General features: G+C 49.8%; 18 protein-coding genes and 1 pseudogene. 9 read left to right on the top strand and 10 right to left on the bottom strand.

What is annotated here, in order from left to right; genetic code table 11:
* The first annotated feature begins 161 nt into the window (after nt 1-161).
* Entirely contained in the window at nt 162-827 is a 666-nt protein-coding gene (gene marC / locus HUZ68_RS11505; protein WP_000885033.1) for an NAAT family transporter MarC, read from the top strand.
* 24 nt (nt 828-851) lie between these two features.
* Here the strand turns inward: marC and ydeA are convergent, their stop codons facing one another.
* The 3 genes from ydeA to ptrR form a co-directional block, all read right to left on the bottom strand.
* Nucleotides 852-2,042 carry an L-arabinose MFS transporter gene (ydeA, locus tag HUZ68_RS11500; protein WP_000210809.1) on the bottom strand — a complete coding sequence of 397 codons (1,191 nt, stop codon included), beginning with the start codon at nt 2,040-2,042 and terminating at the stop codon, nt 852-854.
* A gap of 150 nt (nt 2,043-2,192) precedes the next feature.
* Nucleotides 2,193-3,308 (bottom strand): putative protein YneK, encoded by a 1,116-nt coding sequence (yneK, locus tag HUZ68_RS11495; protein ID WP_001625260.1) that lies wholly within the window; start codon nt 3,306-3,308, stop codon nt 2,193-2,195.
* A gap of 77 nt (nt 3,309-3,385) precedes the next feature.
* On the bottom strand, nt 3,386-4,267 hold the full coding sequence (ptrR, locus tag HUZ68_RS11490) for a putrescine utilization regulator PtrR (RefSeq protein ID WP_000366472.1): 882 nt from the start codon (nt 4,265-4,267) through the stop codon (nt 3,386-3,388).
* A 100-nt stretch (nt 4,268-4,367) separates the two neighbouring features.
* On the opposite strand from ptrR, the gene sad reads away from it, so the two are divergent.
* The 6 genes from sad (at nt 4,368) to HUZ68_RS11460 (ending at nt 11,461) form a co-directional block, all read left to right on the top strand.
* A complete protein-coding gene (gene sad, locus HUZ68_RS11485; protein ID WP_239594214.1) occupies nt 4,368-5,756 on the top strand; it encodes a succinate-semialdehyde dehydrogenase in 1,389 nt (462 codons plus the stop codon).
* Between the two features lie 63 nt (nt 5,757-5,819).
* Nucleotides 5,820-6,746 carry a glutaminase B gene (gene glsB, locus HUZ68_RS11480; protein ID WP_000257409.1) on the top strand — a complete coding sequence of 309 codons (927 nt, stop codon included), beginning with the start codon at nt 5,820-5,822 and terminating at the stop codon, nt 6,744-6,746.
* Nucleotides 6,746-7,105 carry a DUF4186 domain-containing protein gene (locus HUZ68_RS11475; RefSeq protein WP_021577475.1) on the top strand — a complete coding sequence of 120 codons (360 nt, stop codon included), beginning with the start codon at nt 6,746-6,748 and terminating at the stop codon, nt 7,103-7,105. Before glsB ends, HUZ68_RS11475 begins: the two co-directional genes overlap by 1 nt.
* 138 nt (nt 7,106-7,243) lie before the next feature.
* Nucleotides 7,244-8,662 (top strand): sensor domain-containing diguanylate cyclase, encoded by a 1,419-nt coding sequence (locus HUZ68_RS11470; RefSeq protein WP_053900512.1) that lies wholly within the window; start codon nt 7,244-7,246, stop codon nt 8,660-8,662.
* A 226-nt stretch (nt 8,663-8,888) separates the two neighbouring features.
* The gene (gene uxaB / locus HUZ68_RS11465; RefSeq protein ID WP_239594212.1) at nt 8,889-10,340 is read left to right on the top strand and encodes a tagaturonate reductase; all 1,452 of its coding nucleotides are present in this window, start codon (nt 8,889-8,891) and stop codon (nt 10,338-10,340) included.
* Between the two features lie 206 nt (nt 10,341-10,546).
* Nucleotides 10,547-11,461 (top strand): bestrophin family protein, encoded by a 915-nt coding sequence (locus HUZ68_RS11460; RefSeq protein WP_000637082.1) that lies wholly within the window; start codon nt 10,547-10,549, stop codon nt 11,459-11,461.
* A gap of 3 nt (nt 11,462-11,464) precedes the next feature.
* Here HUZ68_RS11460 and tam read toward each other — a convergent pair whose 3' ends face one another.
* The 7 genes and pseudogenes from tam to lsrA form a co-directional block, all read right to left on the bottom strand.
* On the bottom strand, nt 11,465-12,223 hold the full coding sequence (gene tam / locus HUZ68_RS11455) for a trans-aconitate 2-methyltransferase (RefSeq protein WP_194888010.1): 759 nt from the start codon (nt 12,221-12,223) through the stop codon (nt 11,465-11,467).
* Between the two features lie 56 nt (nt 12,224-12,279).
* Entirely contained in the window at nt 12,280-12,570 is a 291-nt protein-coding gene (gene lsrG, locus HUZ68_RS11450) for a (4S)-4-hydroxy-5-phosphonooxypentane-2,3-dione isomerase (RefSeq protein WP_000558520.1), read from the bottom strand.
* A gap of 23 nt (nt 12,571-12,593) precedes the next feature.
* On the bottom strand, nt 12,594-13,469 hold the full coding sequence (gene lsrF / locus HUZ68_RS11445) for a 3-hydroxy-5-phosphonooxypentane-2,4-dione thiolase (RefSeq protein ID WP_001613080.1): 876 nt from the start codon (nt 13,467-13,469) through the stop codon (nt 12,594-12,596).
* Nucleotides 13,470-13,495: 26 nt separating this feature from the next.
* Nucleotides 13,496-14,518, bottom strand: coding sequence for an autoinducer 2 ABC transporter substrate-binding protein LsrB (gene lsrB, locus HUZ68_RS11440; RefSeq protein WP_001613079.1), 1,023 nt, complete (start codon nt 14,516-14,518; stop codon nt 13,496-13,498).
* Nucleotides 14,519-14,529: 11 nt separating this feature from the next.
* Nucleotides 14,530-15,522 carry an autoinducer 2 ABC transporter permease LsrD gene (lsrD, locus tag HUZ68_RS11435; RefSeq protein ID WP_001222738.1) on the bottom strand — a complete coding sequence of 331 codons (993 nt, stop codon included), beginning with the start codon at nt 15,520-15,522 and terminating at the stop codon, nt 14,530-14,532.
* The gene (lsrC, locus tag HUZ68_RS11430) at nt 15,522-16,550 is read right to left on the bottom strand and encodes an autoinducer 2 ABC transporter permease LsrC (protein ID WP_000911171.1); all 1,029 of its coding nucleotides are present in this window, start codon (nt 16,548-16,550) and stop codon (nt 15,522-15,524) included. The genes lsrD and lsrC overlap by 1 nt, the downstream gene beginning before the upstream one ends.
* Nucleotides 16,544-18,078, bottom strand: a pseudogene (gene lsrA, locus HUZ68_RS11425) (autoinducer 2 ABC transporter ATP-binding protein LsrA). The gene lsrC and the pseudogene lsrA overlap by 7 nt, the downstream one beginning before the upstream one ends.
* A gap of 248 nt (nt 18,079-18,326) precedes the next feature.
* Here lsrA and lsrR point away from each other — a divergent pair.
* Together lsrR and lsrK are read left to right on the top strand one after the other, a co-directional pair.
* Nucleotides 18,327-19,280, top strand: coding sequence for a transcriptional regulator LsrR (lsrR, locus tag HUZ68_RS11420; RefSeq protein ID WP_239594210.1), 954 nt, complete (start codon nt 18,327-18,329; stop codon nt 19,278-19,280).
* 78 nt (nt 19,281-19,358) lie between these two features.
* Nucleotides 19,359-20,951 carry an autoinducer-2 kinase gene (gene lsrK, locus HUZ68_RS11415; RefSeq protein ID WP_115740107.1) on the top strand — a complete coding sequence of 531 codons (1,593 nt, stop codon included), beginning with the start codon at nt 19,359-19,361 and terminating at the stop codon, nt 20,949-20,951.
* The last annotated feature ends 281 nt before the right edge of the window (nt 20,952-21,232 follow it).

Below are 21,232 nucleotides of genomic sequence, written 5' to 3'. Positions count from 1 at the left end.
AAGTATAAGTCAAATGAATGAATTGACCGATGCCACGTTTTGCTAAATCGGTTCAAGTTTTGGTCAATGCGATGCAAGGTTAGCTAAAGAGTGACACTTTATCCTTGTTTACCCCTTATACTTTTCGCTGATAACCCAGATACACAGGATAACAACCACCAATGTTAGATTTGTTTAAAGCAATTGGCCTGGGGCTGGTGGTGTTACTGCCGTTAGCTAACCCATTAACAACTGTCGCGTTATTTCTTGGCCTGGCAGGCAACATGAACAGTGCCGAACGTAATCGTCAGTCGTTGATGGCCTCGGTGTACGTATTTGCCATCATGATGGTGGCGTATTACGCCGGGCAACTGGTGATGGATACATTTGGCATTTCGATTCCCGGTCTGCGAATTGCAGGCGGCTTAATCGTTGCGTTTATCGGTTTTCGGATGCTCTTTCCGCAACAGAAAGCGATTGATTCACCGGAGGCGAAAAGCAAGTCGGAAGAGCTGGAAGATGAACCCAGTGCCAATATTGCTTTTGTACCACTGGCAATGCCAAGTACCGCCGGTCCGGGAACCATTGCGATGATTATTAGCTCGGCGTCCACAGTGCGTCAGAGTTCAACCTTCGCTGATTGGGTACTGATGGTTGCGCCGCCGCTGATCTTTTTCCTGGTGGCGGTTATTTTGTGGGGAAGCCTACGCAGCTCCGGCGCAATTATGCGGCTGGTGGGCAAGGGTGGCATTGAAGCGATCTCCCGCCTGATGGGGTTCCTGCTGGTATGTATGGGTGTGCAGTTTATTATTAACGGCATCCTGGAAATCATTAAAACGTATCATTAAAAAAGGCCCGAATGGGCCTTTCAACTATTGCGTCTGTTCTTCGAGTGTCACTGGCCAGCGGCGAAATATAATGATTGACCATATTAACGCGGCAAAAGCAGGCACCGCGCCCACATAACCAATCATCGACATTGACCAGTGCAGACTCACCTGATTACCTACCAACGCACCCGCCCCGATTCCAATATTAAATATCCCGGAGAATAGCGCCATCGCGACGTCGGTGGCATCTGGTGCCAGCGCCAGCACTTTAACCTGCATACCAAGCCCGATGATCATCATCGCGATCCCCCAGAAAATACTCAGCACCCCGAGGTGTATTTCACTGTTCGCCGCAGGTAGCAGCAGTGCCAGACACACCAGCAACAGCGCAATCGCCGTACTCACCAACGCAGACGCATACTGATTACCCAGTTTCCCGAAAATCACGCTGCCAATAATGCCCGCACCACCGAGTAATAACAGTAATGCCGTGGCAAAGTTGGCGCTGAATCCCGCAATGTTTTGCACAAAAGGCTCAATATAGCTGTATGCCGTGTAATGGGCGGTGACAACCACCACAGTTAACAAATAAATGCTCATCAATGCCGGGCGGCGGAACAATAGCGGGAGGCTTTTCAATGAACCGGAATGCTCACTGGGCAGTAAGGGAAGTAACTTAATCAGGCACAAAAGGGTAACAAGCGCCCCGATACCAATCGCGAAGAAGGTCATTCGCCAACCGAAATACTGCCCCACAATGCGCCCGAGAGGTAATCCTAATACCATTGCCAGTGCTGTACCTGTGGCAATTAAACTCAATGCCTGTGCTCGCTTCCCGGCCGGAGCCATACGGATCGCCAGGGACGCCGTAATCGACCAGAAAATCGCATGTGCAAAAGCCACACCAATGCGACTGATCACCAGAACGGTAAAGCTCCACGATAAAAACGACAGTACGTGGCTGGCAATAAACACCACAAACAGGCAGATCAGTAATTTGCGCCGTTCAACCTGGCTGGTCATTAGCATAAAAGGCAATGACATTAGCGCTACTACCCATGCGTAAATGGTCAACATAATGCCGACCTGAGCGGTTTGCATGTGAAAACTTTGCGCAATGTCAGAGAGTAGGCCAACAGGGACAAATTCGGTGGTGTTGAAGATGAAGGCGGCGACTGCCAGCGTAACGACCCGTAGCCACGCCACTTTGCGGGAAACAGTGTTTGTTGTCATAACAGATTATCGGGTGAGTTGCGAAAAAGTGATGAAATGATCTTAAAACGGTTAATGATGTGAATACAATGCATTTGTGATCTGGATCGCGTTTTCCGTTTCTCTGACGCTGATTCTTTCACGCGTCAGAGAGACGGTAAACATCACGGTTTAATGACGATCAGGAATGTCTGGCGTTTTGGAGGTTGCGGGTATAGGTGGTCTGACAGGGGAGCGAGGCCTGTTTTTCACCAGGTCTTCATGAGTAACTTTTGGCGGTGTTTCATTTTTTACAAAAAGTTTGAGGGTCTTGCGCGCCATATGTTTGATAATTTTATCATCACTTAATGATGCTGGCATCAACACGTTATTCAAATCACTTTCATTGGGATTCATAAATTGGTGATAGTGCAATAACATACTGGCGAAAAATAAAAACAAGTCCTGAAAATGAGGAGATTCTTGTTCTGCTAAAAGGGATAAAAAGCAGATGCAGACTTCGGGTAGTACATGTTTGTTAGAACCTAATGAATCCATCAGGCTTTGCAATAAATCCTCTTTTAATTCGCTGTCCGTTATGTCGAGAATGGCGGTGATCAAGTTAGGATCTTTATTGACGAACCATCTGTGAACCTCAGAGTTATTCCATAATCGGGGGAGTATAACAAAATTACCGCGAGAGATAAAATTCAGGACAAGCAAATCAAACTGGCGTAAGTAATCTGCAGCGGTATGGTGATCCGGAGGCAGGGGTTCAATATGTGGTGTATGCGCTCTTTTGATGGGAACGCCAGGGTTTATCATTGGAAATTGTTCAATAAAATCATTCAGAAACAGAAAGAGCACACGCTCGACGCCGGTCTGAAATACGCGCCCCATAGTGACAGGCTTTGGGTTGGGAGCGCAAAAAATATTAATTTCTCCATCATGGCGGAAATTATCTAAATAAATAGGGCTTAAATTTATTACTACCTGAAATTCAATATTTTCTTTGTGTCTTCCATTCCTGGCGGGATAAGTGAGTTTAAACTGAACCTTTTCATTGTATAGCGTGTCGTTACCCCGAAAAGAAGTCCTCTGAATATATGATAAGTTGTCAAGGTTATTAAATATCTTTTTTGTGGCTGAGTTGATGTTTAAAGACGTGCGCCACTCTTCATTACATATTATTGTACTAAGTGCATCAATAAAATCCTTTAAAACTTCTTTTACCTGCGGTGCAATATTACGAACGGGAAAATCATCAGGAAGAGATATGTAATTGCTGATGCTTACTGGCGTAACCATATTTGCCCCATATAGTCATAAGTCATCGGAACATCACTATATAGAGCATATTAGCCGCAAGAACTATCAAAAATAGCTCATTGGTAACCCTGTTTTGTCGAGTCAGGCACATCCAGTAGTTGAATAAATGCCTCGAGCGGACGCGTTTTCGCACCACGACGCCAGACCAGCCAGGTTGTTAGCCAACGCCATTGCTCAGCTAACGGCCACGCTTCAACCTGGTGATGCCCCGGCATACTTTCCAGCATAGAGCGCGGAATAAGCGCAATACCTGCTCCTGCGACCACACAGGCCAACATTCCGTGATAAGACTCCATCTCATGGATAGTTCCCGGAGCGGCACCGTCAGCATGAAACCAGCTCTCGAAGTGGCGACGATACGAACAATTGGCGCGGAAGGCATAAATGTTACTGCCATTAACCTGACTGGCACGGATTACTGGCGCATGACCTTGTGGCGTGACGATCATCAGCTCCTCGCGGTATACCGGTATCCCGTCAATGGCAGTATGGTTAATGGGTCCATCAATAAACGCCGCATTAAGTTTTCCCTCCAGCACACCTTCCAGCATAGTGCCGGAAGGGCCGGTGGAAAGTGAAAACTGAATTTTGGGATAACGACGGTTGAATTCCGCCAGCGTGGCCGGAATGCGAACTGCTGCGGTGCTTTCCAGCGAACCCAGAGAAAATAAACCTTGCGGCTCATCGCCAGCGACAACGCTCCGCGCTTCATCCACTAACGCGAGAATTTGTTGGCTATAGCGTAAAAAGTTATGCCCGGCAGGAGATAGACGTAAACGCTGATTCTCGCGAATAAACAGATCTACCCCCAGTTCTGTTTCCAGCTGGCGTAGACGGGTAGTGAGATTCGACGGCACGCGATGCACTATTGCTGCAGCCTGCGTAATGCTGCCAGCTTCGGCAACCGCGTTGAACATCTCCAGTTGGGTCAGATCCATAATATTCTCGATTCGTGAATAAGTGGCTTAATATTATTCATTTTAAAGCAAGAGTAAATCTGCGTATCTTCATACCATGACTCATAAAGGAGATACCCCGATGACCATTACTCCGGCAACTCATGCAATTTCGATAAATCCTGCCACGGGTGAACAACTTTCTGTGCTGCCGCGGGCTGGCGCTGATGATATCGAAAACGCACTTCAGCTGGCGGCAGCAGGCTTTCGTGACTGGCGCGAGACAAATATAGATTATCGTGCTGAAAAACTGCGTGATATCGGTAAGGCTCTGCGCGCCCGTAGCGAAGAAATGGCGCAAATGATCACCCGCGAAATGGGCAAACCAATCAACCAGGCGCGCGCTGAAGTGGCGAAATCGGCGAATTTGTGTGACTGGTATGCAGAACATGGTCCGGCAATGCTGAAGGCGGAACCTACGCTGGTGGAAAATCAGCAGGCAGTTATTGAGTATCGACCGTTGGGGACGATTCTGGCGATTATGCCGTGGAATTTTCCGTTATGGCAGGTGATGCGTGGCGCTGTTCCCATCATTCTTGCAGGTAACGGCTACTTACTTAAACATGCGCCGAATGTGATGGGCTGTGCACAGCTCATTGCCCAGGTGTTTAAAGATGCGGGAATCCCACAAGGCGTATATGGCTGGCTGAATGCCCACAACGACGGTGTCAGTCAGATGATTAAAGACTCGCGCATTGCTGCTGTCACGGTGACCGGAAGTGTTCGTGCGGGAGCGGCTATTGGTGCACAGGCTGGAGCGGCACTGAAAAAATGCGTACTGGAACTGGGCGGTTCGGATCCATTTATTGTGCTTAACGATGCCGATCTGGAACTGGCGGTTAAAGCGGCGGTAGCCGGACGTTATCAGAATACCGGACAGGTTTGTGCAGCGGCAAAACGCTTTATTATCGAAGAGGGAATTGCTTCGGCATTTACCGAACGTTTTGTGGCAGCTGCGGCAGCCTTGAAAATGGGCGATCCCCGTGACGAAGAGAACGCTCTCGGACCAATGGCTCGTTTCGATTTACGTGATGAGCTGCATCATCAGGTGGAGAAAACCCTGGCGCAGGGTGCGCGTTTGTTACTGGGCGGGGAAAAGATGGCTGGGGCAGGTAACTACTATCCGCCAACGGTTCTGGCGAATGTTACCCCAGAAATGACCGCGTTTCGGGAAGAAATGTTTGGCCCCGTTGCGGCAATCACCGTTGCGAAAGATGCAGAACATGCGCTGGAACTGGCTAATGATAGTGAGTTCGGCCTTTCAGCGACCATTTTTACCACCGACGAAACACAGGCCAGACAGATGGCGGCACGTCTGGAATGCGGTGGGGTGTTTATCAATGGTTATTGTGCCAGCGATGCGCGAGTGGCCTTTGGTGGCGTGAAAAAGAGTGGCTTTGGTCGTGAGCTTTCCCATTTCGGCTTACACGAATTCTGTAATATCCAGACGGTGTGGAAAGACCGGATCTGACGCGACATATTCAGCTCTGATATACTCGCAGGTCTTTTCAGACCTGCGGTCCAGGAGTAGAAAGTGGCAGTCGCCATGGATAATGCAATTTTAGAAAACATCTTGCGGCAAGTGCGGCCGCTCATTGGTCAGGGTAAAGTCGCGGATTATATTCCGGCGCTGGCTACAGTAGACGGTTCCCGATTGGGCATTGCTATCTGTACCGTTGACGGACAGCTTTTTCAGGCCGGAGACGCGCAAGAACGTTTTTCCATTCAGTCTATTTCCAAAGTGCTGAGTCTCGTTGTCGCCATGCGTCATTACTCCGAAGAGGAAATCTGGCAACGCGTCGGCAAAGATCCGTCTGGATCACCGTTCAATTCTTTAGTGCAACTGGAAATGGAGCAGGGTATTCCGCGTAATCCGTTTATTAATGCTGGTGCGCTGGTGGTCTGCGATATGTTGCAAGGGCGATTAAGCGCACCACGGCAACGTATGCTGGAAGTCGTGCGCGGCTTAAGCGGTGTGTCTGATATTTCCTACGATACGGTGGTAGCGCGTTCCGAATTTGAACATTCCGCGCGAAATGCGGCTATCGCCTGGCTGATGAAGTCGTTTGGCAATTTCCATCATGACGTGACAACCGTTCTGCAAAACTATTTTCATTACTGCGCTCTGAAAATGAGCTGTGTAGAGCTGGCCCGGACGTTTGTCTTTCTGGCTAATCAGGGGAAAGCTATTCATATTGATGAACCTGTGGTGACGCCAATGCAGGCACGGCAAATTAACGCGCTGATGGCGACCAGTGGTATGTACCAGAACGCGGGGGAGTTTGCCTGGCGGGTGGGACTACCGGCGAAATCTGGCGTTGGTGGCGGTATTGTGGCGATTGTTCCGCATGAAATGGCCATCGCAGTCTGGAGTCCGGAACTGGATGATGCAGGTAACTCGCTTGCGGGTATCGCCGTCCTTGAACAATTGACGAAACAGTTAGGGCGTTCGGTTTATTAATGCAGTCTCTCGATACACTCTTCGCGCGTTTATCCCGTTCAAAATTTCGATCTCGCTTTCGTTTGGGCATGAAAGAGCGTCAGTATTGTCTGGAGAAAGGCGCGCCAGTCATCGAACAACATGCGGCGGATTTTGTCGCTAAACGTCTTGCTCCGGCATTACCGGCTAATGACGGTAAGCAAACCCCCATGCGCGGGCATCCGGTGTTTATCGCTCAGCACGCCACCGCGACCTGCTGTCGCGGTTGTCTGGCTAAGTGGCATAACATTCCGCAGGGTGTTTCGCTAAGCGAAGAACAACAACGTTATATCGTGGCGGTAATCTATCACTGGCTGGTTGTACAGATGAATCAGCCATGAGAATTGCGGAAAACGACAAAATAGCATTCCCAGGGTACCTTTATTTGCCGCCGCTGTCAGCGAACATGCTATCCTTTATGAGAATTTACTTATTACGTTGAGATAATTGCCACCCGCAATTGTATGGACAGATAATTAATGCATGTACACCCCATTTCAACTTTCCGTGTGTTCCAGGAAGGTCATCTGCTACGTAATAGCATCGCTATCTTTGCGCTAACCACGCTGTTCTATTTTATTGGTGCAGAGTTACGGCTGGTTCACGAACTTTCTCTTTTCTGGCCGCTGAATGGCGTAATGGCGGGGGTGTTTGCCCGCTATGTCTGGCTTAATCGACTGCATTACTATGCGATCAGTTATGTGGCGATGCTGGTTTATGATGCCATAACCACCGAATGGGGACTGGTTTCACTGGTTATCAATTTCTCCAATATGATGTTTATTGTTACCGTCGCCTTACTGGTCGTGCGGGATAAGCGTCTGGGGAAAAATAAGTATGAGCCAGTAAGTGCCTTACGGCTATTTAATTACTGTCTCATTGCCGCATTATTATGCGCTATTGTCGGGGCGATTGGTTCGGTCAGTATTGATAGTCTGGATTTCTGGCCTTTGCTTGCGGACTGGTTCAGTGAGCAATTCTCAACGGGCGTTTTGATCGTGCCTTGTATGCTGACGTTGGCTATTCCTGGAGTGCTGCCGCGCTTTAAAGCAGAACAGATGATGCCCGCCATCGCGCTTATTGTGTCGGTTATTGCCTCGGTAGTCATTGGCGGAGCGGGGAGTCTGGCGTTCCCGCTGCCTGCATTAATCTGGTGTGCAGTGCGCTATACGCCGCAGGTAACATGTCTGTTGACCTTTGTCACCGGTGCGGTGGAAATCGTACTGGTGGCAAATTCGGTGATTGATATCTCGGTCGGTTCGCCGTTCTCCATTCCGGAAATGTTCTCCGCACGTCTCGGTATTGCCACGATGGCGATATGCCCAATTATGGTTTCTTTTAGCGTGGCAGCGATCAATTCGCTAATGAAGCAAGTTGCGCTGCGAGCCGACTTTGATTTTCTGACTCAGGTTTACTCACGGTCCGGTCTTTATGAGGCGCTGAAAAGTCCATCGCTGAAACAGACACAACATCTGACGGTCATGCTGCTTGATATCGACTATTTCAAAAGCATTAACGATAACTATGGACATGAATGTGGCGATAAAGTGTTAAGCGTGTTTGCCCGGCATATTCAGAAGATTGTCGGTGATAAGGGGCTGGTGGCGCGCATGGGCGGCGAAGAATTTGCTGTTGCAGTGCCGTCGGTGAATCCTGTCGATGGTCTGCTAATGGCGGAAAAAATCCGTAAAGGCGTTGAACTGCAACCATTCACCTGGCAACAAAAAACGCTTTATCTCACGGTAAGTATTGGCGTCGGTAGTGGTCGCGCATCGTACCGAACGCTGACCGATGATTTTAATAAATTGATGGTCGAAGCCGATACGTGTCTGTATCGCTCGAAGAAAGATGGGCGCAACCGTACCAGCACTATGCGTTACGGTGAGGAAGTTGTCTGACATCTTTATTCATTCCGCGCGATTTGAATGCAATGTGTTCTACCACTTTATGATCCAGGAAAAGGCGTATTTCCTCGATTAAACCATGATCCGCGCCACACTTTTCTCATAAAACTGCTCATTAATCATCAGGAGTTGATCAAAACAGGGGTTCGGCGTATTAAAGTTTGCTAACCTGTCGTACCAATTCAAACAGGTTGTATGACTAATCAGAAGGGAACCCATTGTGAAAACACTAAATCGTCGCGATTTTCCCGGTGCACAGTATCCAGAACGTATCATTCAGTTTGGTGAAGGTAACTTCCTGCGCGCCTTTGTTGACTGGCAAATCGATCTCCTGAATGAGCACACCGATCTGAATTCTGGTGTGGTCGTTGTTCGTCCGATTGAAACTTCATTCCCGCCGTCACTGAGCACGCAGGATGGTCTGTACACCACCATTATCCGTGGCCTGAATGAGAAGGGGGAAGCGGTCAGCGACGCGCGTCTGATTCGCTCGGTTAATCGTGAAATCAGCGTCTACAGTGAATACGATGAATTCCTGAAACTGGCGCACAACCCGGAAATACGCTTTGTTTTCTCTAACACCACCGAAGCGGGTATCAGCTACCATGCGGGCGATAAATTCGATGACGCGCCAGCGGTAAGCTATCCGGCAAAACTGACCCGTCTGCTGTTCGAACGCTTTAGCCATTTCAACGGTGCGCTGGATAAAGGTTGGATCATCATTCCGTGTGAGTTGATTGACTACAATGGCGACGCGTTGCGTGAACTGGTGCTGCGCTATGCGCAAGAGTGGGCACTGCCAGAAGCATTTATTCAATGGCTGGATCAGGCTAACAGCTTCTGTTCTACGCTGGTGGACCGTATCGTTACCGGTTATCCGCGCGATGAAGTGGCTAAACTGGAAGAAGAACTGGGTTATCACGATGGTTTTCTCGACACCGCTGAACACTTTTACCTGTTTGTGATTCAGGGACCGAAATCCTTAGCGACTGAACTGCGTCTGGACAAATATCCGCTCAACGTGCTGATTGTTGACGATATTAAACCGTACAAAGAACGCAAAGTGGCAATCCTCAACGGTGCGCACACCGCGCTGGTGCCGGTGGCGTTCCAGGCAGGGCTGGATACCGTAGGTGAAGCGATGAACGATGCTGAAATTTGCGCATTCGTTGAAAAAGCTATCTACGAAGAAATTATTCCGGTACTGGATTTGCCTCGTGATGAACTGGAATCTTTCGCCAGTGCAGTCACCGGGCGTTTCCGTAACCCGTACATTAAGCATCAGCTGCTGTCTATCGCGCTCAACGGTATGACCAAGTTCCGCACTCGCATCCTGCCGCAGCTGCTGGCAGGGCAGAAGGCAAAAGGCACACTTCCGGCGCGCCTTACTTTCGCATTAGCGGCATTGATTGCCTTCTATCGCGGTGAGCGTAACGGAGAAACATATCCGGTACAGGACGATGCACACTGGCTGGAACGTTATCAGCAACTCTGGAGCCAGCATCGTGACCGTGTTATCGGCACCCAGGAACTGGTAGCGATTGTTTTGGCAGAAAAAGACCACTGGGAGCAGGACCTGACGCAAGTGCCTGGTCTGGTCGAGCAGGTTGCTAATGACCTGGATGCGATTCTTGAAAAAGGGATGCGCGAAGCTGTACGTCCGTTGTGCTAATAACACCGTTACTTCTGAACCCGGTTTCGACCGGGTTTCTTATTTCACTATATTAGTTACAACATCCTATGTGCCTTTATCATTAACAGATGCCACATGCAGCGCCTGTTAATGTTGTAAGCTTGTAGGTAATTTGTAAGTAGCGTCTTGAGAATGTGATCGTAATCACGTTTAATAGGGCGACTTTTTCACGCCTGAAGATAACCATGATTGTTCGTCCACAACAACACTGGCTGCGCCGTATTTTTGTCTGGCACGGCTCAGTATTATCCAAGATATCATCGCGCTTACTACTCAATTTTCTCTTTTCTATCGCTGTTATTTTCATGCTGCCCTGGTACACGCATCTGGGCATCAAATTCACCCTCGCACCGTTCAGCATTCTCGGTGTCGCCATCGCCATTTTTCTTGGTTTTCGTAATAATGCCGGGTACGCCCGTTACGTTGAAGCGCGAAAACTTTGGGGGCAGTTGATGATTGCCTCACGGTCGTTACTGCGCGAGGTAAAAACGACATTGCCGGATTCGGCAAGTGTAAGGGAGTTTGCCCGGTTGCAAATCGCCTTCGCCCACTGTTTACGCATGACATTACGCAAACAGCCACAGGCGGAAGTGCTGGCTCATTATCTCAAGACTGAAGATCTTCAGCCTGTACTGGCTTCGAACTCTCCAGCTAACCGTATCTTGTTAATAATGGGGGAGTGGTTGGCGGTTCAGCGCCGCAATGGGCAGCTTTCAGATATCCTGTTTATTAGCCTCAACGATCGGCTTAATGATATTTCAGCGGTTCTGGCAGGCTGTGAGCGCATTGCCTACACGCCAATTCCCTTTGCCTACACCCTGATTTTGCATCGTACCGTTTATCTGTTTTGTATCATGCTGCCGTTCGCGCTGGTCGTGGACCTGCATTACATGACGCCTTTTATCTCTGTGCTGATTTCCTACACTTTTATTTCGCTGGATTGTCTGGCGGAAGAACTGGAAGATCCGTTCGGTACTGAAAACAATGATTTACCGCTGGATGCCATCTGCAACGCTATTGAAATTGACCTGTTACAGATGAACGATGAAGCAGAAATTCCAGCAAAAATTCTTCCCGATCGTCATTACCAGCTGACGTGATAATTACTCCGTACGGCGGGCAACAATAAACAGACGCGGAAATGCCAGCAGTATCTGTTCGTTCTCTTGCAGTGGATACTGCTCTTCCAGCATCTGATGGTAGCGCGTAAGAAAAAGCTGCTGTTCGCTCTCGGTCAGATCCTGTAACCACGGACGTAATCCAGTGGCGGTCACCCAATCGATAATCGCCTGGTGCGACGGCATCTGGTGATAGTAGGTGGTTCGCCAGATATCGACCTCACATCCGGCTTCGCTCAAAATATCGTAGTAAGCATGAACGCCAGCCAACGGCTCACGCCCGCGATCCGGGTAGTTTTGTTCCCAGGCAACTTCGCGCATGAGCACATGGGTCGGCTCCAGCCAGTTATCTGGCATCTGTACTGCCAGCACGCCCTGCGGATTAAGTAAAGAAACCAGATGAGGAAACAATTCGTAGTGGTCGGGCAGCCATTGCAGTGAGGCATTAGCAAAAATCAGATCGAGTGCCTGTACCGGTTGCCAGTTGCGGATGTCTGCTTCCACGAACTGGCAGTCTGGCAAAGCACTGCGCGCTTCAGCAATCATCGCCGGAGACGAGTCGATGCCTGTTATCCTGGCCGCAGGCCAACGTTGGTTTAGAAGGGCGGTGCTGTTACCTGGGCCACAGCCAAGATCGGCAACATATTCGACATTTTCCAGCGGCACTCTGGCAAGCAGCTCCACCGCCGGACGCGATCGTTCAGCGGAAAAGTGCAAATATAAAGAGGGGTTCCAGTCAGACATTTTTTTACTCCCGTCAGCGCGTTACCCCAATTGTAGATAAAACTGATGAATTCGCCTCACGGCATCAACCCATTGAACAGACGTTTTTTACGCGGCCCGGTCATTAAAGATTCCAGTTTCGCGACACAGGTTTTGTAGTGGGGCGTGGTTTTATGGAATGCCACTGCGTCTTCATCTTTATAGGCTTCGTAGATATAAAAGCGCGAATTCACTTCCGGGTCCTGTAAGACATCGAAGCGCAAATTGCCTTCTTCCTGTACAGAGCCCAGGTGGTTCTGGCGAAAAACTTCGATAAACTCGTCAATCTTGTCTTCATGAACGTTAATTTCAACCAGTGTGACGTGCATAATTCTTCTCCTTAAATCCGCAGTTACTGTTTTTCACTCAGATAGAGTTCATATGCCCGATCAGCCGTTTCGTTATGGTGAACCACCGCCTGTACGGCTTTCATCATCGCCACCGGATGGTCAGACTGGAAAATATTACGCCCCATATCCACACCAGAAGCGCCCTGATCGATAGCCTGCCAGCACATTTCCAGCGCCTCGCGCTCCGGTAATTTTTTACCGCCAGCAATAACAATGGGTACCGGACATCCGGCAACAATCCGTTCAAAACCTTTTTCGACATAATAGGTTTTGATAATTTGCGCCCCCATTTCAGCGGCGATTCGAGTCGCGAGCGAGAAATAACGCTGATCGCGCACCATATCTTTGCCCACGCCAGTCACGGCCATGGTCGGCATTCCCACTTTCATTCCGGCATCAACCAGCTGAATAATATTTTTGATCGACTGATGTTCATATTCGCTGCCGATATAAACCTGCGCCGCCACCGCGCAACTGTTCAGGCGCACGGCATCATCCATCGATAACGCCACGGCTTCATTACTTAATTCCGCCAGAATAGAGTTCGCACCTGACGCCCGCAGTACCACTGGCTTATTGGTCGCCGGTGGAACTACGCTGCGCAAAATGCCGCGCGTACACATTAATACATCGGCATGTTCAAACAGCGGGGCGATATTTATATCAATGCGTTCAAGTCCGGTAGTCGGCCCCTGAAAATAACCATGATCAAAGGCCAGCATCACGGTATTACCCGTTTTCGGATTAAATATCCGCGATAAGCGTGACTGCATTCCCCAATCCAGCGCACCGCAACCTTTCAGGGTAAAAGGGATATTTTTTTGCGGTTGATCGGTACGAAAATCTTTACCATCTTTAATATCGTCTAAATCTGCCATAACTTACTCCGGTTAAGTAATGCACATCAGAAATCGTATTTGCCGATATTCTCTTTGTTGAATATCACGCGCTCCGGTAACAGTACGATGCCATTACCATCCGCTTCGTAGTCATAGCCCTGAACGCTGTTTGGCGAGACTTCCACCTGACCTACGCCCTGGATATCCAGCTTGTCGCCCGTTTTCATTGATCCTTTTTTCAATAATGCATCCGCGACATACACTGAAATTTTGCCTTGCTGAACCACATCCCACAGGCCAAATTCTTTCACCGTGCCGCGTTCCACATATGGACGCATCACGTTTGGCGTACTGAATCCGACAATCGCAACTTTGTCATTTTTCAGGTTTTCTGCGGCTTGTGCGGCAGCGGGCAGGGCGTTGGCATCGGGGGCGATAATGGCGTCGAGATCGCTATACGCTTTTAATATTCCTTCTGCGGTTTGTAACGATTTAGTGGCATCGTTATAGCCAAACTGCGTAGTGACAATTTCCCAGCCAGGATGCTCTTTGGCGATTTTCGCTTTCGCTTCTTTCACCCACTGGTTTTGGTCCGTAACGGTGGGGCTGGAATAAAAAAATGCGATTTTGGCTTTGTCTTTATTCACCTGACGCGCTGCCATATCCACCAACATACCTCCCAACTGGGCGGGCGTTCCCTGATTAATGTAGTAAGAGCGGCACTCCGGTTTAGTATCAGAGTCCCAGGTCAGCACTCTCACACCACGTTGCATGGCGCGTTTCAGTGCCGGACACAAGCCATCAGGCGAAACCGCAGAAACGATAATGGCGTTATAACCCTGATTGACGAAGTTATTAATCAACTGTACCTGACCAGAAACACTGGGTTCTGTCGGCCCGTCGTAGGTCACATCAACGCCCAGCTCTTTACCCGCTTGTTGTGCGCCGTTGCCACCGCTGGTAAAAAATCCCACGCCAACCAGTTTGGGAATAAATGCAATACGCTCTGCGGCCTGCACATTCATAGAGATTGCGGCAATGCCAAGAGCGCTAAGTAAGGCGATTTTCTTAAAGCGATGAAGTGTCATGAAGATATCCTTTATGGCAATGGGTTATTGGCCCGACGCGCCAGCCACTCTTTAATTTGCTGGCGATGCAGGCTAACGGAACGACCTACGACAACGACGATAAGTAGCGCACCGGAAAGGGCGCTGGACACCTGATTTGGCACTCCTGCCATTTGCAAACCTTGTTGCAAATATCCCACTAATAAAACCGCAATGGCGGTGCCGATAATGGAACCGGAACCACCATAAATATTGGCCCCGCCAAGCACCACGGCGGTGATGGCGGGCATCAGAAACGACGCACCGAGATCGGAACGTGCTGAACCAAAATACGACACCAGCAGCACAGCGGCGACCGCAGACGCCAGCCCCGTCATGGCATAGAGCGCACATAAGGTGCGGTTAACTGGAATCGCACTATAAAGTGCCACGCGCGGGCTTTGCCCAATCAAAAACACGTTACGTCCGGCATGGGTTTTATGCAGCCAGAGCCAGAAAACGAGGAGACATATCAGGAAGATAATCAGCGGAACGGGGAGTCCCAGCACATCCAGGTTAGCGAAATCTGTAAACGCCATCGGGAATCCACCAATACCTTCGTACCCCGTCGCTCCGGCCATCCCGGAAAGCAGTAGGGCGCTTCCGGCAAACAGATACAGCGTGCCAAGCGTAATCACCAGCGGGTTAACTTTGGTATAGATAATTAATCCGGCGTTGATCAGCCCGCACAATGCGCCGAGCAGTAAGGTCAGGAGAATCGCCAGCGGCATCGGCACACCACTTTGAAACAGTACGCCCAATGCAATGGCGCAGAGGCCGATGGTCGAACCAAACGAAATATCGATCCCGCCACTGACAATCACCATCGTCAGCGGTAGGGCGACAATGCCAATGCAGATAAAGTCACTGGTGCTGAACAGCAACATATTGAGATCTAACATCCGCGGGTTAATTGCACCAAATGAGACAATCTCAATAACAAGCAGTGCGGCAAGAGCCAGTTCCCAACCGTAGCGAATACGCATTATGCAGCCTCCCGTTTTTTACCTGACGAAGCGGGTTTAACGGATGGCGGTGGCGTCATAAAGCGGGCATATTTTTGCCGCCGCAGATTACGTTCCAGCGCACAACGCAGGCGTCCATCAAACACCAGCACCGCCAGCAGAACCAGACCCGCGATAAAATCATTCCACCATGCCGGAATGCGCAACAGCACCAGTACGCTATCGATCTGCGTCAGGAACCATGCGCCGAGTACCGCACCGATGATCGCACCGGAACCGCCGAGCAAACTAATGCCGCCCAGCACGCAGGCTGCAATTGCTTTCATCTCCAGCCCGGTACCGGTCTGGTTGGGGATAAAACCAATCTGCGAAGCAAACACAATCCCCGCCAGTGCCGCCATGCAGCCGTTCAACGAAAATGCCACAATGCGAATGGCTTCCGTACGAACGCCCAGTTGACGAGCGCCCTGTAAATTATCGCCCGTGGCATAAAAACTGCGTCCAAACGCCGTCTTTGCCAGCAGCCAGGCCATAAATGCCACCAGAATTATCGTCAACCAACCTATCGCGGAAACGCCAAACAGTAGCGGGGCGGAGAGCTGTTTCAGTTCGGCGGGTAACCCCTCAATCCATTTACCGCCAGTCCACAGCAACATGATGCCTCTGTACAACCCTAACGTGCCAAGGGTGGCAACAATGGCAGGGATTTTTAGCCACGCGACCAGGACACCGTTGAAAAATCCCGCGAGCAAACCAAGCAGTAAAGTCGCGACACAAGCAACAGGTAGTGAATACCCCGCGTTCAGTAACATCCCCAACAGCACCGCGCACATTCCGGTAATCGAACCCACTGAAACATCAATATTGCGCGTAAGCATCACCAGCGTCGCGCCCATTGCCAGCAGGATCAGGATTTGCGCGCTGCTATAAACCATGGTCAGCGTTTGCACACTTAAATACTGGCGGTCGAGAAAACCGGGTAATACAAACAGCAGCACCACCGCCAGCAGTGCCGTGATTTCACGGTTGTTCTGAATAAACTTCAGCATGACGCCTCCTGACGCTGACTATAGCCGAAGGCAACGCGCATAATAGTCTCGACATTAATATCGCGCCGGTCAGTGCAGAGTGGGTAATTTCGCCCTGATGCATCACATACACACGATCTGCCATCAGTTCGATCTCTTCCAGGTCGGAGGAGATAAGCAGCACAGCCACATTTTGTGCGGCGATGCTGCGTAACAGCTGGTAGATATCATTACGGGCCGAGACATCCACGCCGCGCGTCGGCTCATCGACAATCAATACTTGCGGCGAAGCTTCCAGACATTTGGCAATGAGGATTTTTTGCTGGTTACCACCGGATAATGTCCGTGCAGCTTGTTCCGGTTGGTTATATTTAATATTCAGCGCCCGACGATAACGTTCCAGGGTGGCATTATCTTTCGCGGTTTTCGCCCAGAATCCACGAAGGTTATGAGTAAGGGCGCAGACGTTCCAGGCCAGCGAAGCATCGAGATTCAGTCCGGATGACTGGCGATCTTCCGGCAGATAAACCAGACCGCGCAGTAAACGTTCTCCAGTGGAGAATCTATTGATCTCTTTATCATTCAGCATAATGCGTCCGCCACGCAAAGTACGTAGACCATAGAGCGTCTCGGCCAGTTCTGTGCGTCCGGCACCCACCAGCCCAGCCAGACCCAGAATTTCTCCGGCATTTAGCGTCATGCTGACATTCCTGAAACCTTCGCCAGTCAGATTTTCCAGTGTCAGCACCGACGTTCCTGCGGCATGTTGTGGGCGGTTGCCAGGTAACTCCAGCCATAATTTTTGGCTGGCAGAGAGCGATTTTTCCCGTACCGCTGGGGTGATGGCCTGAATAATGTCGTCGGTAGACAGTTCGCTGGTTTTGCCGCTTAAGGCGATGGTTCCGTCGCGCATCACGCTAATTCGATCGGCAATCTGGCGAATTTCCGGCAGCTTATGCGAGATAAAAACAATACCCACGCCAGTAGCAAGCAGCTCTTGCAAGCGACTAAACAAGCGTTCGGTTTCCGCAGGGGTAAGCGAGGCGGTAGGTTCATCGAGGATCAGAATCCGCGAGTCGCGCATCAGCCCGCGGAGGATTTCCACCATTTGGCGATCGGCGACATCCAGCGATCCTGCCAGACTATGCAGATCAAACTGGCAGCCCAGCGCCGCCAGCAAGTTCTTCATTTTCTGCATGGAGAGCTGTTTTTTTGCCAGCCCAAACAGGATGTTTTCTTTTATCGACAGGCTTGGGAAAAGCAGCGGTTCCTGGGGAACGAGATAAATACCCAGCTGATGAGCATGAACTGGCGTTAATCTGGTGTAGTTGCTGCCCCCAATCTCCAGCGTACCGCTATCAGCAGGGGTAATACCGGCAATAATCTTCATTAACGTCGATTTACCGGCACCATTGCCGCCGAGCAGGGCGTGGACCTCCCCCTGATGCAACGTAAAATCGATGCCTTTCAGGACATTGACCCCTGAATACTGTTTATAAACCGAGCGGGCGCAAAGTAGCGGTAACGCGCGGGTATCACTCGTTTGCATATTTCCCCCGTTCAGTTTTGCTGGTGAGTTTTGAACAAATGTATTTCTGCTGTTAATTTGTTCATAACCTTAGGTGGACATTGCACATATTTCCGACGAATAGATCACAATTTATGCTATTTTGATTTTCACGGTTGCGTTTGTTCATGCTCGTAGAGTCAAACTGTGGTTGCCATCACAGATATAAATGCGCAAGAACTGAACAATTGCATTAAAGATTTAAATATGTTCAAAGTGAAGAATGAATTATGACAATCAACGATTCGGTAATTTCAGAACAGGGAATGTGTGAAGAAGAACAGGTCGCGCGGATCGCGTGGTTTTACTATCACGACGGGCTGACCCAGAGCGAGATCAGCGATCGTCTCGGCCTGACACGTTTGAAAGTGTCGCGATTACTGGAGAAAGGGCATCAGTCCGGCATTATTCGCGTACAGATTAATTCTCGCTTTGAAGGCTGTCTGGAATATGAAACTCAATTACGTCGTCAGTTTTCGCTGCAACATGTCCGGGTGATCCCTGGGCTTGCGGATGCTGATGTCGGCGGGCGACTAGGGATAGGTGCGACGCATATGTTGATGAGTTTACTTCAACCACAACAGATGCTGGCGATTGGTTTTGGCGAGGCAACCATGAATACGCTGCAACGCTTAAGTGGTTTTATTTCGTCACAGCAAATTCGCCTGGTCACGCTCTCCGGTGGCGTCGGTTCTTATATGACGGGTATCGGACAGCTTAATGCGGCGTGCAGTGTGAATATTATTCCGGCTCCGTTGCGGGCATCCTCCGCTGACATTGCCCGTACGCTAAAAAATGAAAATTGCGTCAAAGATGTTCTGTTAGCCGCGCAAGCAGCGGATGTGGCGATTGTCGGCATTGGGGCCGTGAGTCAACAAGACGACGCGACGATCATTCGCTCCGGTTATATCAGCCAGGGCGAACAGTTAATGATTGGCCGAAAAGGGGCGGTTGGCGACATTTTAGGCTACTTTTTTGATGCAAAAGGTGACGTTGTCACGGATATCAAAATACATAACGAACTGATTGGCTTACCTTTAAGCGCGCTGAAGACCATACCCGTCCGGGTTGGCGTGGCAGGGGGAGAAAATAAAGCCGAAGCAATTGCCGCTGCAATGAAAGGCGGTTATATCAACGCACTGGTTACCGATCAGGACACAGCAGCGGCGATTTTACGTAGTTAAATTTGCATGACCTTATTACCGGGAATGATGGAGAACGTATAGAGGAACAGACAGAACGCATAAGCCGAGGATAATCTAATGGCTCGACTCTTTACCCCTTCAGAATCAAAGTACTACCTGATGGCGCTGGATGCAGGCACCGGAAGTATTCGGGCTGTGATATTCGACCTGGAAGGCAATCAAATAGCAGTGGGACAGGCGGAGTGGCGGCATCTGGCAGTACCGGACGTTCCTGGTTCTATGGAATTTGATCTCAACAAAAACTGGCAACTGGCGTGTGAGTGTATGCGCCAGGCGTTGCACAACGCCGGCATAGCCCCGGAGTATATCGCTGCCGTTTCGGCATGTTCGATGCGTGAAGGCATTGTTTTATATAACAATGAAGGAACACCGATCTGGGCCTGCGCCAATGTGGATGCCAGAGCGGCGCGCGAAGTTAGCGAACTTAAAGAACTGCACAACAATACCTTTGAAAACGAAGTTTATCGCGCGACCGGACAAACACTGGCTTTAAGTGCCATCCCCAGATTACTTTGGCTGGCGCACCATCGTTCCGATATTTACCGTCAGGCATCAACCATCACCATGATCAGCGACTGGCTGGCCTATATGCTCAGCGGCGAACTTGCGGTGGATCCCTCTAACGCTGGCACCACGGGACTTCTTGATCTAACCATCCGTGACTGGAAACCTGCATTGCTGGATATGGCTGGCCTGCGTGCCGATATTCTTTCTCCTGTCAAAGAAACCGGCACATTGCTGGGCGTGGTAAGTTCACAAGCGGCGGAACTCTGCGGTCTGAAGGTGGGCACTCCGGTGGTCGTTGGAGGAGGCGACGTGCAGCTTGGTTGCCTGGGGTTAGGCGTTGTGCGTCCGGCACAAACCGCGGTTCTTGGCGGCACATTCTGGCAGCAAGTTGTAAATTTAGCCGCGCCGGTGACAGACCCAGAAATGAACGTGCGCGTTAATCCTCATGTTATTCCTGGCATGGTACAAGCTGAATCTATAAGCTTTTTTACCGGACTCACCATGCGCTGGTTCCGCGATGCTTTCTGTGCCGAAGAAAAACTGATTGCCGAACGTTTAGGCATCGACACCTATACGCTGCTGGAAGAGATGGCCAGTCGGGTGCCGCCTGGGTCGTGGGGCGTAATGCCGATCTTCTCCGACAGAATGCGCTTTAAAACCTGGTATCACGCTGCGCCTTCCTTTATTAATTTGTCCATTGACCCGGATAAATGTAACAAAGCGACATTGTTCCGTGCGCTGGAAGAAAATGCGGCGATTGTATCAGCGTGTAACTTGCAGCAAATTGCTGATTTTTCGAATATTCATCCTTCATCGTTAGTCTTTGCAGGCGGAGGTTCAAAAGGGAAATTATGGAGTCAAATTCTCGCTGATGTCTCGGGATTACCCGTCAATATTCCGGTGGTCAAAGAAGCCACTGCATTAGGATGTGCCATTGCAGCTGGCGTCGGTACCGGAATTTTTTCATCAATGGCAGAAACCGGAGAACGCCTGGTTCGCTGGGAACGGACGCACACACTAGACCCGGAAAAGCATGAACTTTATCAGGATTCACGCGATAAGTGGCAGGCAGTTTATCAGGATCAGCTGGGGCTGGTTGATCATGGACTGACGACGTCGTTATGGAAAGCGCCTGGGTTATAGTTTCATTGACAGCCACATCATGATGACCGTGGCTGTTAGTTTTTGAGTATAGTTATTCTTATTTCCCTTCTTTTAGAGCTGGCTTGTTAAATGCCAGCTTGCAGATTCATCGTTTCATCACCAGTACTATATTCAAGGGAAAATTGCTATTTTTCTTAAAGCATTAAGCATAACCCTTATTTTATAGCGAATATTCCTAAAGGCATTAATGGATGAAAAAGGGGTTTAATAAACTTCGATTTTTAGCAATTAGTGCTATTCTTTGTTAAATATGATGATGA

It is taken from the genome of Shigella dysenteriae (genome assembly GCF_022354085.1).
Lineage (GTDB): Bacteria > Pseudomonadota > Gammaproteobacteria > Enterobacterales > Enterobacteriaceae > Escherichia > Escherichia coli.
The sequence above is the reverse complement of the archived record's forward strand: the minus strand, read 5'-3'. Positions and strand labels throughout refer to the sequence as shown.

What these genes read in the sequence shown, in the direction of transcription:
- marC (WP_000885033.1), top strand. Translation starts at nt 162, where the DNA reads ATGTTAGATTTGTTTAAAGCAATTGGCCTGGGGCTGGTGGTGTTACTG.
- lsrK (WP_115740107.1), top strand. Translation starts at nt 19,359, where the DNA reads ATGGCTCGACTCTTTACCCCTTCAGAATCAAAGTACTACCTGATGGCG.
- lsrD (WP_001222738.1), bottom strand. Translation starts at nt 15,522, where the DNA reads ATGCGTATTCGCTACGGTTGGGAACTGGCTCTTGCCGCACTGCTTGTT.
- sad (WP_239594214.1), top strand. Translation starts at nt 4,368, where the DNA reads ATGACCATTACTCCGGCAACTCATGCAATTTCGATAAATCCTGCCACG.
- HUZ68_RS11460 (WP_000637082.1), top strand. Translation starts at nt 10,547, where the DNA reads ATGATTGTTCGTCCACAACAACACTGGCTGCGCCGTATTTTTGTCTGG.
- HUZ68_RS11470 (WP_053900512.1), top strand. Translation starts at nt 7,244, where the DNA reads ATGCATGTACACCCCATTTCAACTTTCCGTGTGTTCCAGGAAGGTCAT.
- tam (WP_194888010.1), bottom strand. Translation starts at nt 12,223, where the DNA reads ATGTCTGACTGGAACCCCTCTTTATATTTGCACTTTTCCGCTGAACGA.
- lsrF (WP_001613080.1), bottom strand. Translation starts at nt 13,469, where the DNA reads ATGGCAGATTTAGACGATATTAAAGATGGTAAAGATTTTCGTACCGAT.
- lsrG (WP_000558520.1), bottom strand. Translation starts at nt 12,570, where the DNA reads ATGCACGTCACACTGGTTGAAATTAACGTTCATGAAGACAAGATTGAC.
- ptrR (WP_000366472.1), bottom strand. Translation starts at nt 4,267, where the DNA reads ATGGATCTGACCCAACTGGAGATGTTCAACGCGGTTGCCGAAGCTGGC.
- ydeA (WP_000210809.1), bottom strand. Translation starts at nt 2,042, where the DNA reads ATGACAACAAACACTGTTTCCCGCAAAGTGGCGTGGCTACGGGTCGTT.
- lsrC (WP_000911171.1), bottom strand. Translation starts at nt 16,550, where the DNA reads ATGCTGAAGTTTATTCAGAACAACCGTGAAATCACGGCACTGCTGGCG.
- yneK (WP_001625260.1), bottom strand. Translation starts at nt 3,308, where the DNA reads ATGGTTACGCCAGTAAGCATCAGCAATTACATATCTCTTCCTGATGAT.
- HUZ68_RS11475 (WP_021577475.1), top strand. Translation starts at nt 6,746, where the DNA reads ATGCAGTCTCTCGATACACTCTTCGCGCGTTTATCCCGTTCAAAATTT.
- lsrB (WP_001613079.1), bottom strand. Translation starts at nt 14,518, where the DNA reads ATGACACTTCATCGCTTTAAGAAAATCGCCTTACTTAGCGCTCTTGGC.
- lsrR (WP_239594210.1), top strand. Translation starts at nt 18,327, where the DNA reads ATGACAATCAACGATTCGGTAATTTCAGAACAGGGAATGTGTGAAGAA.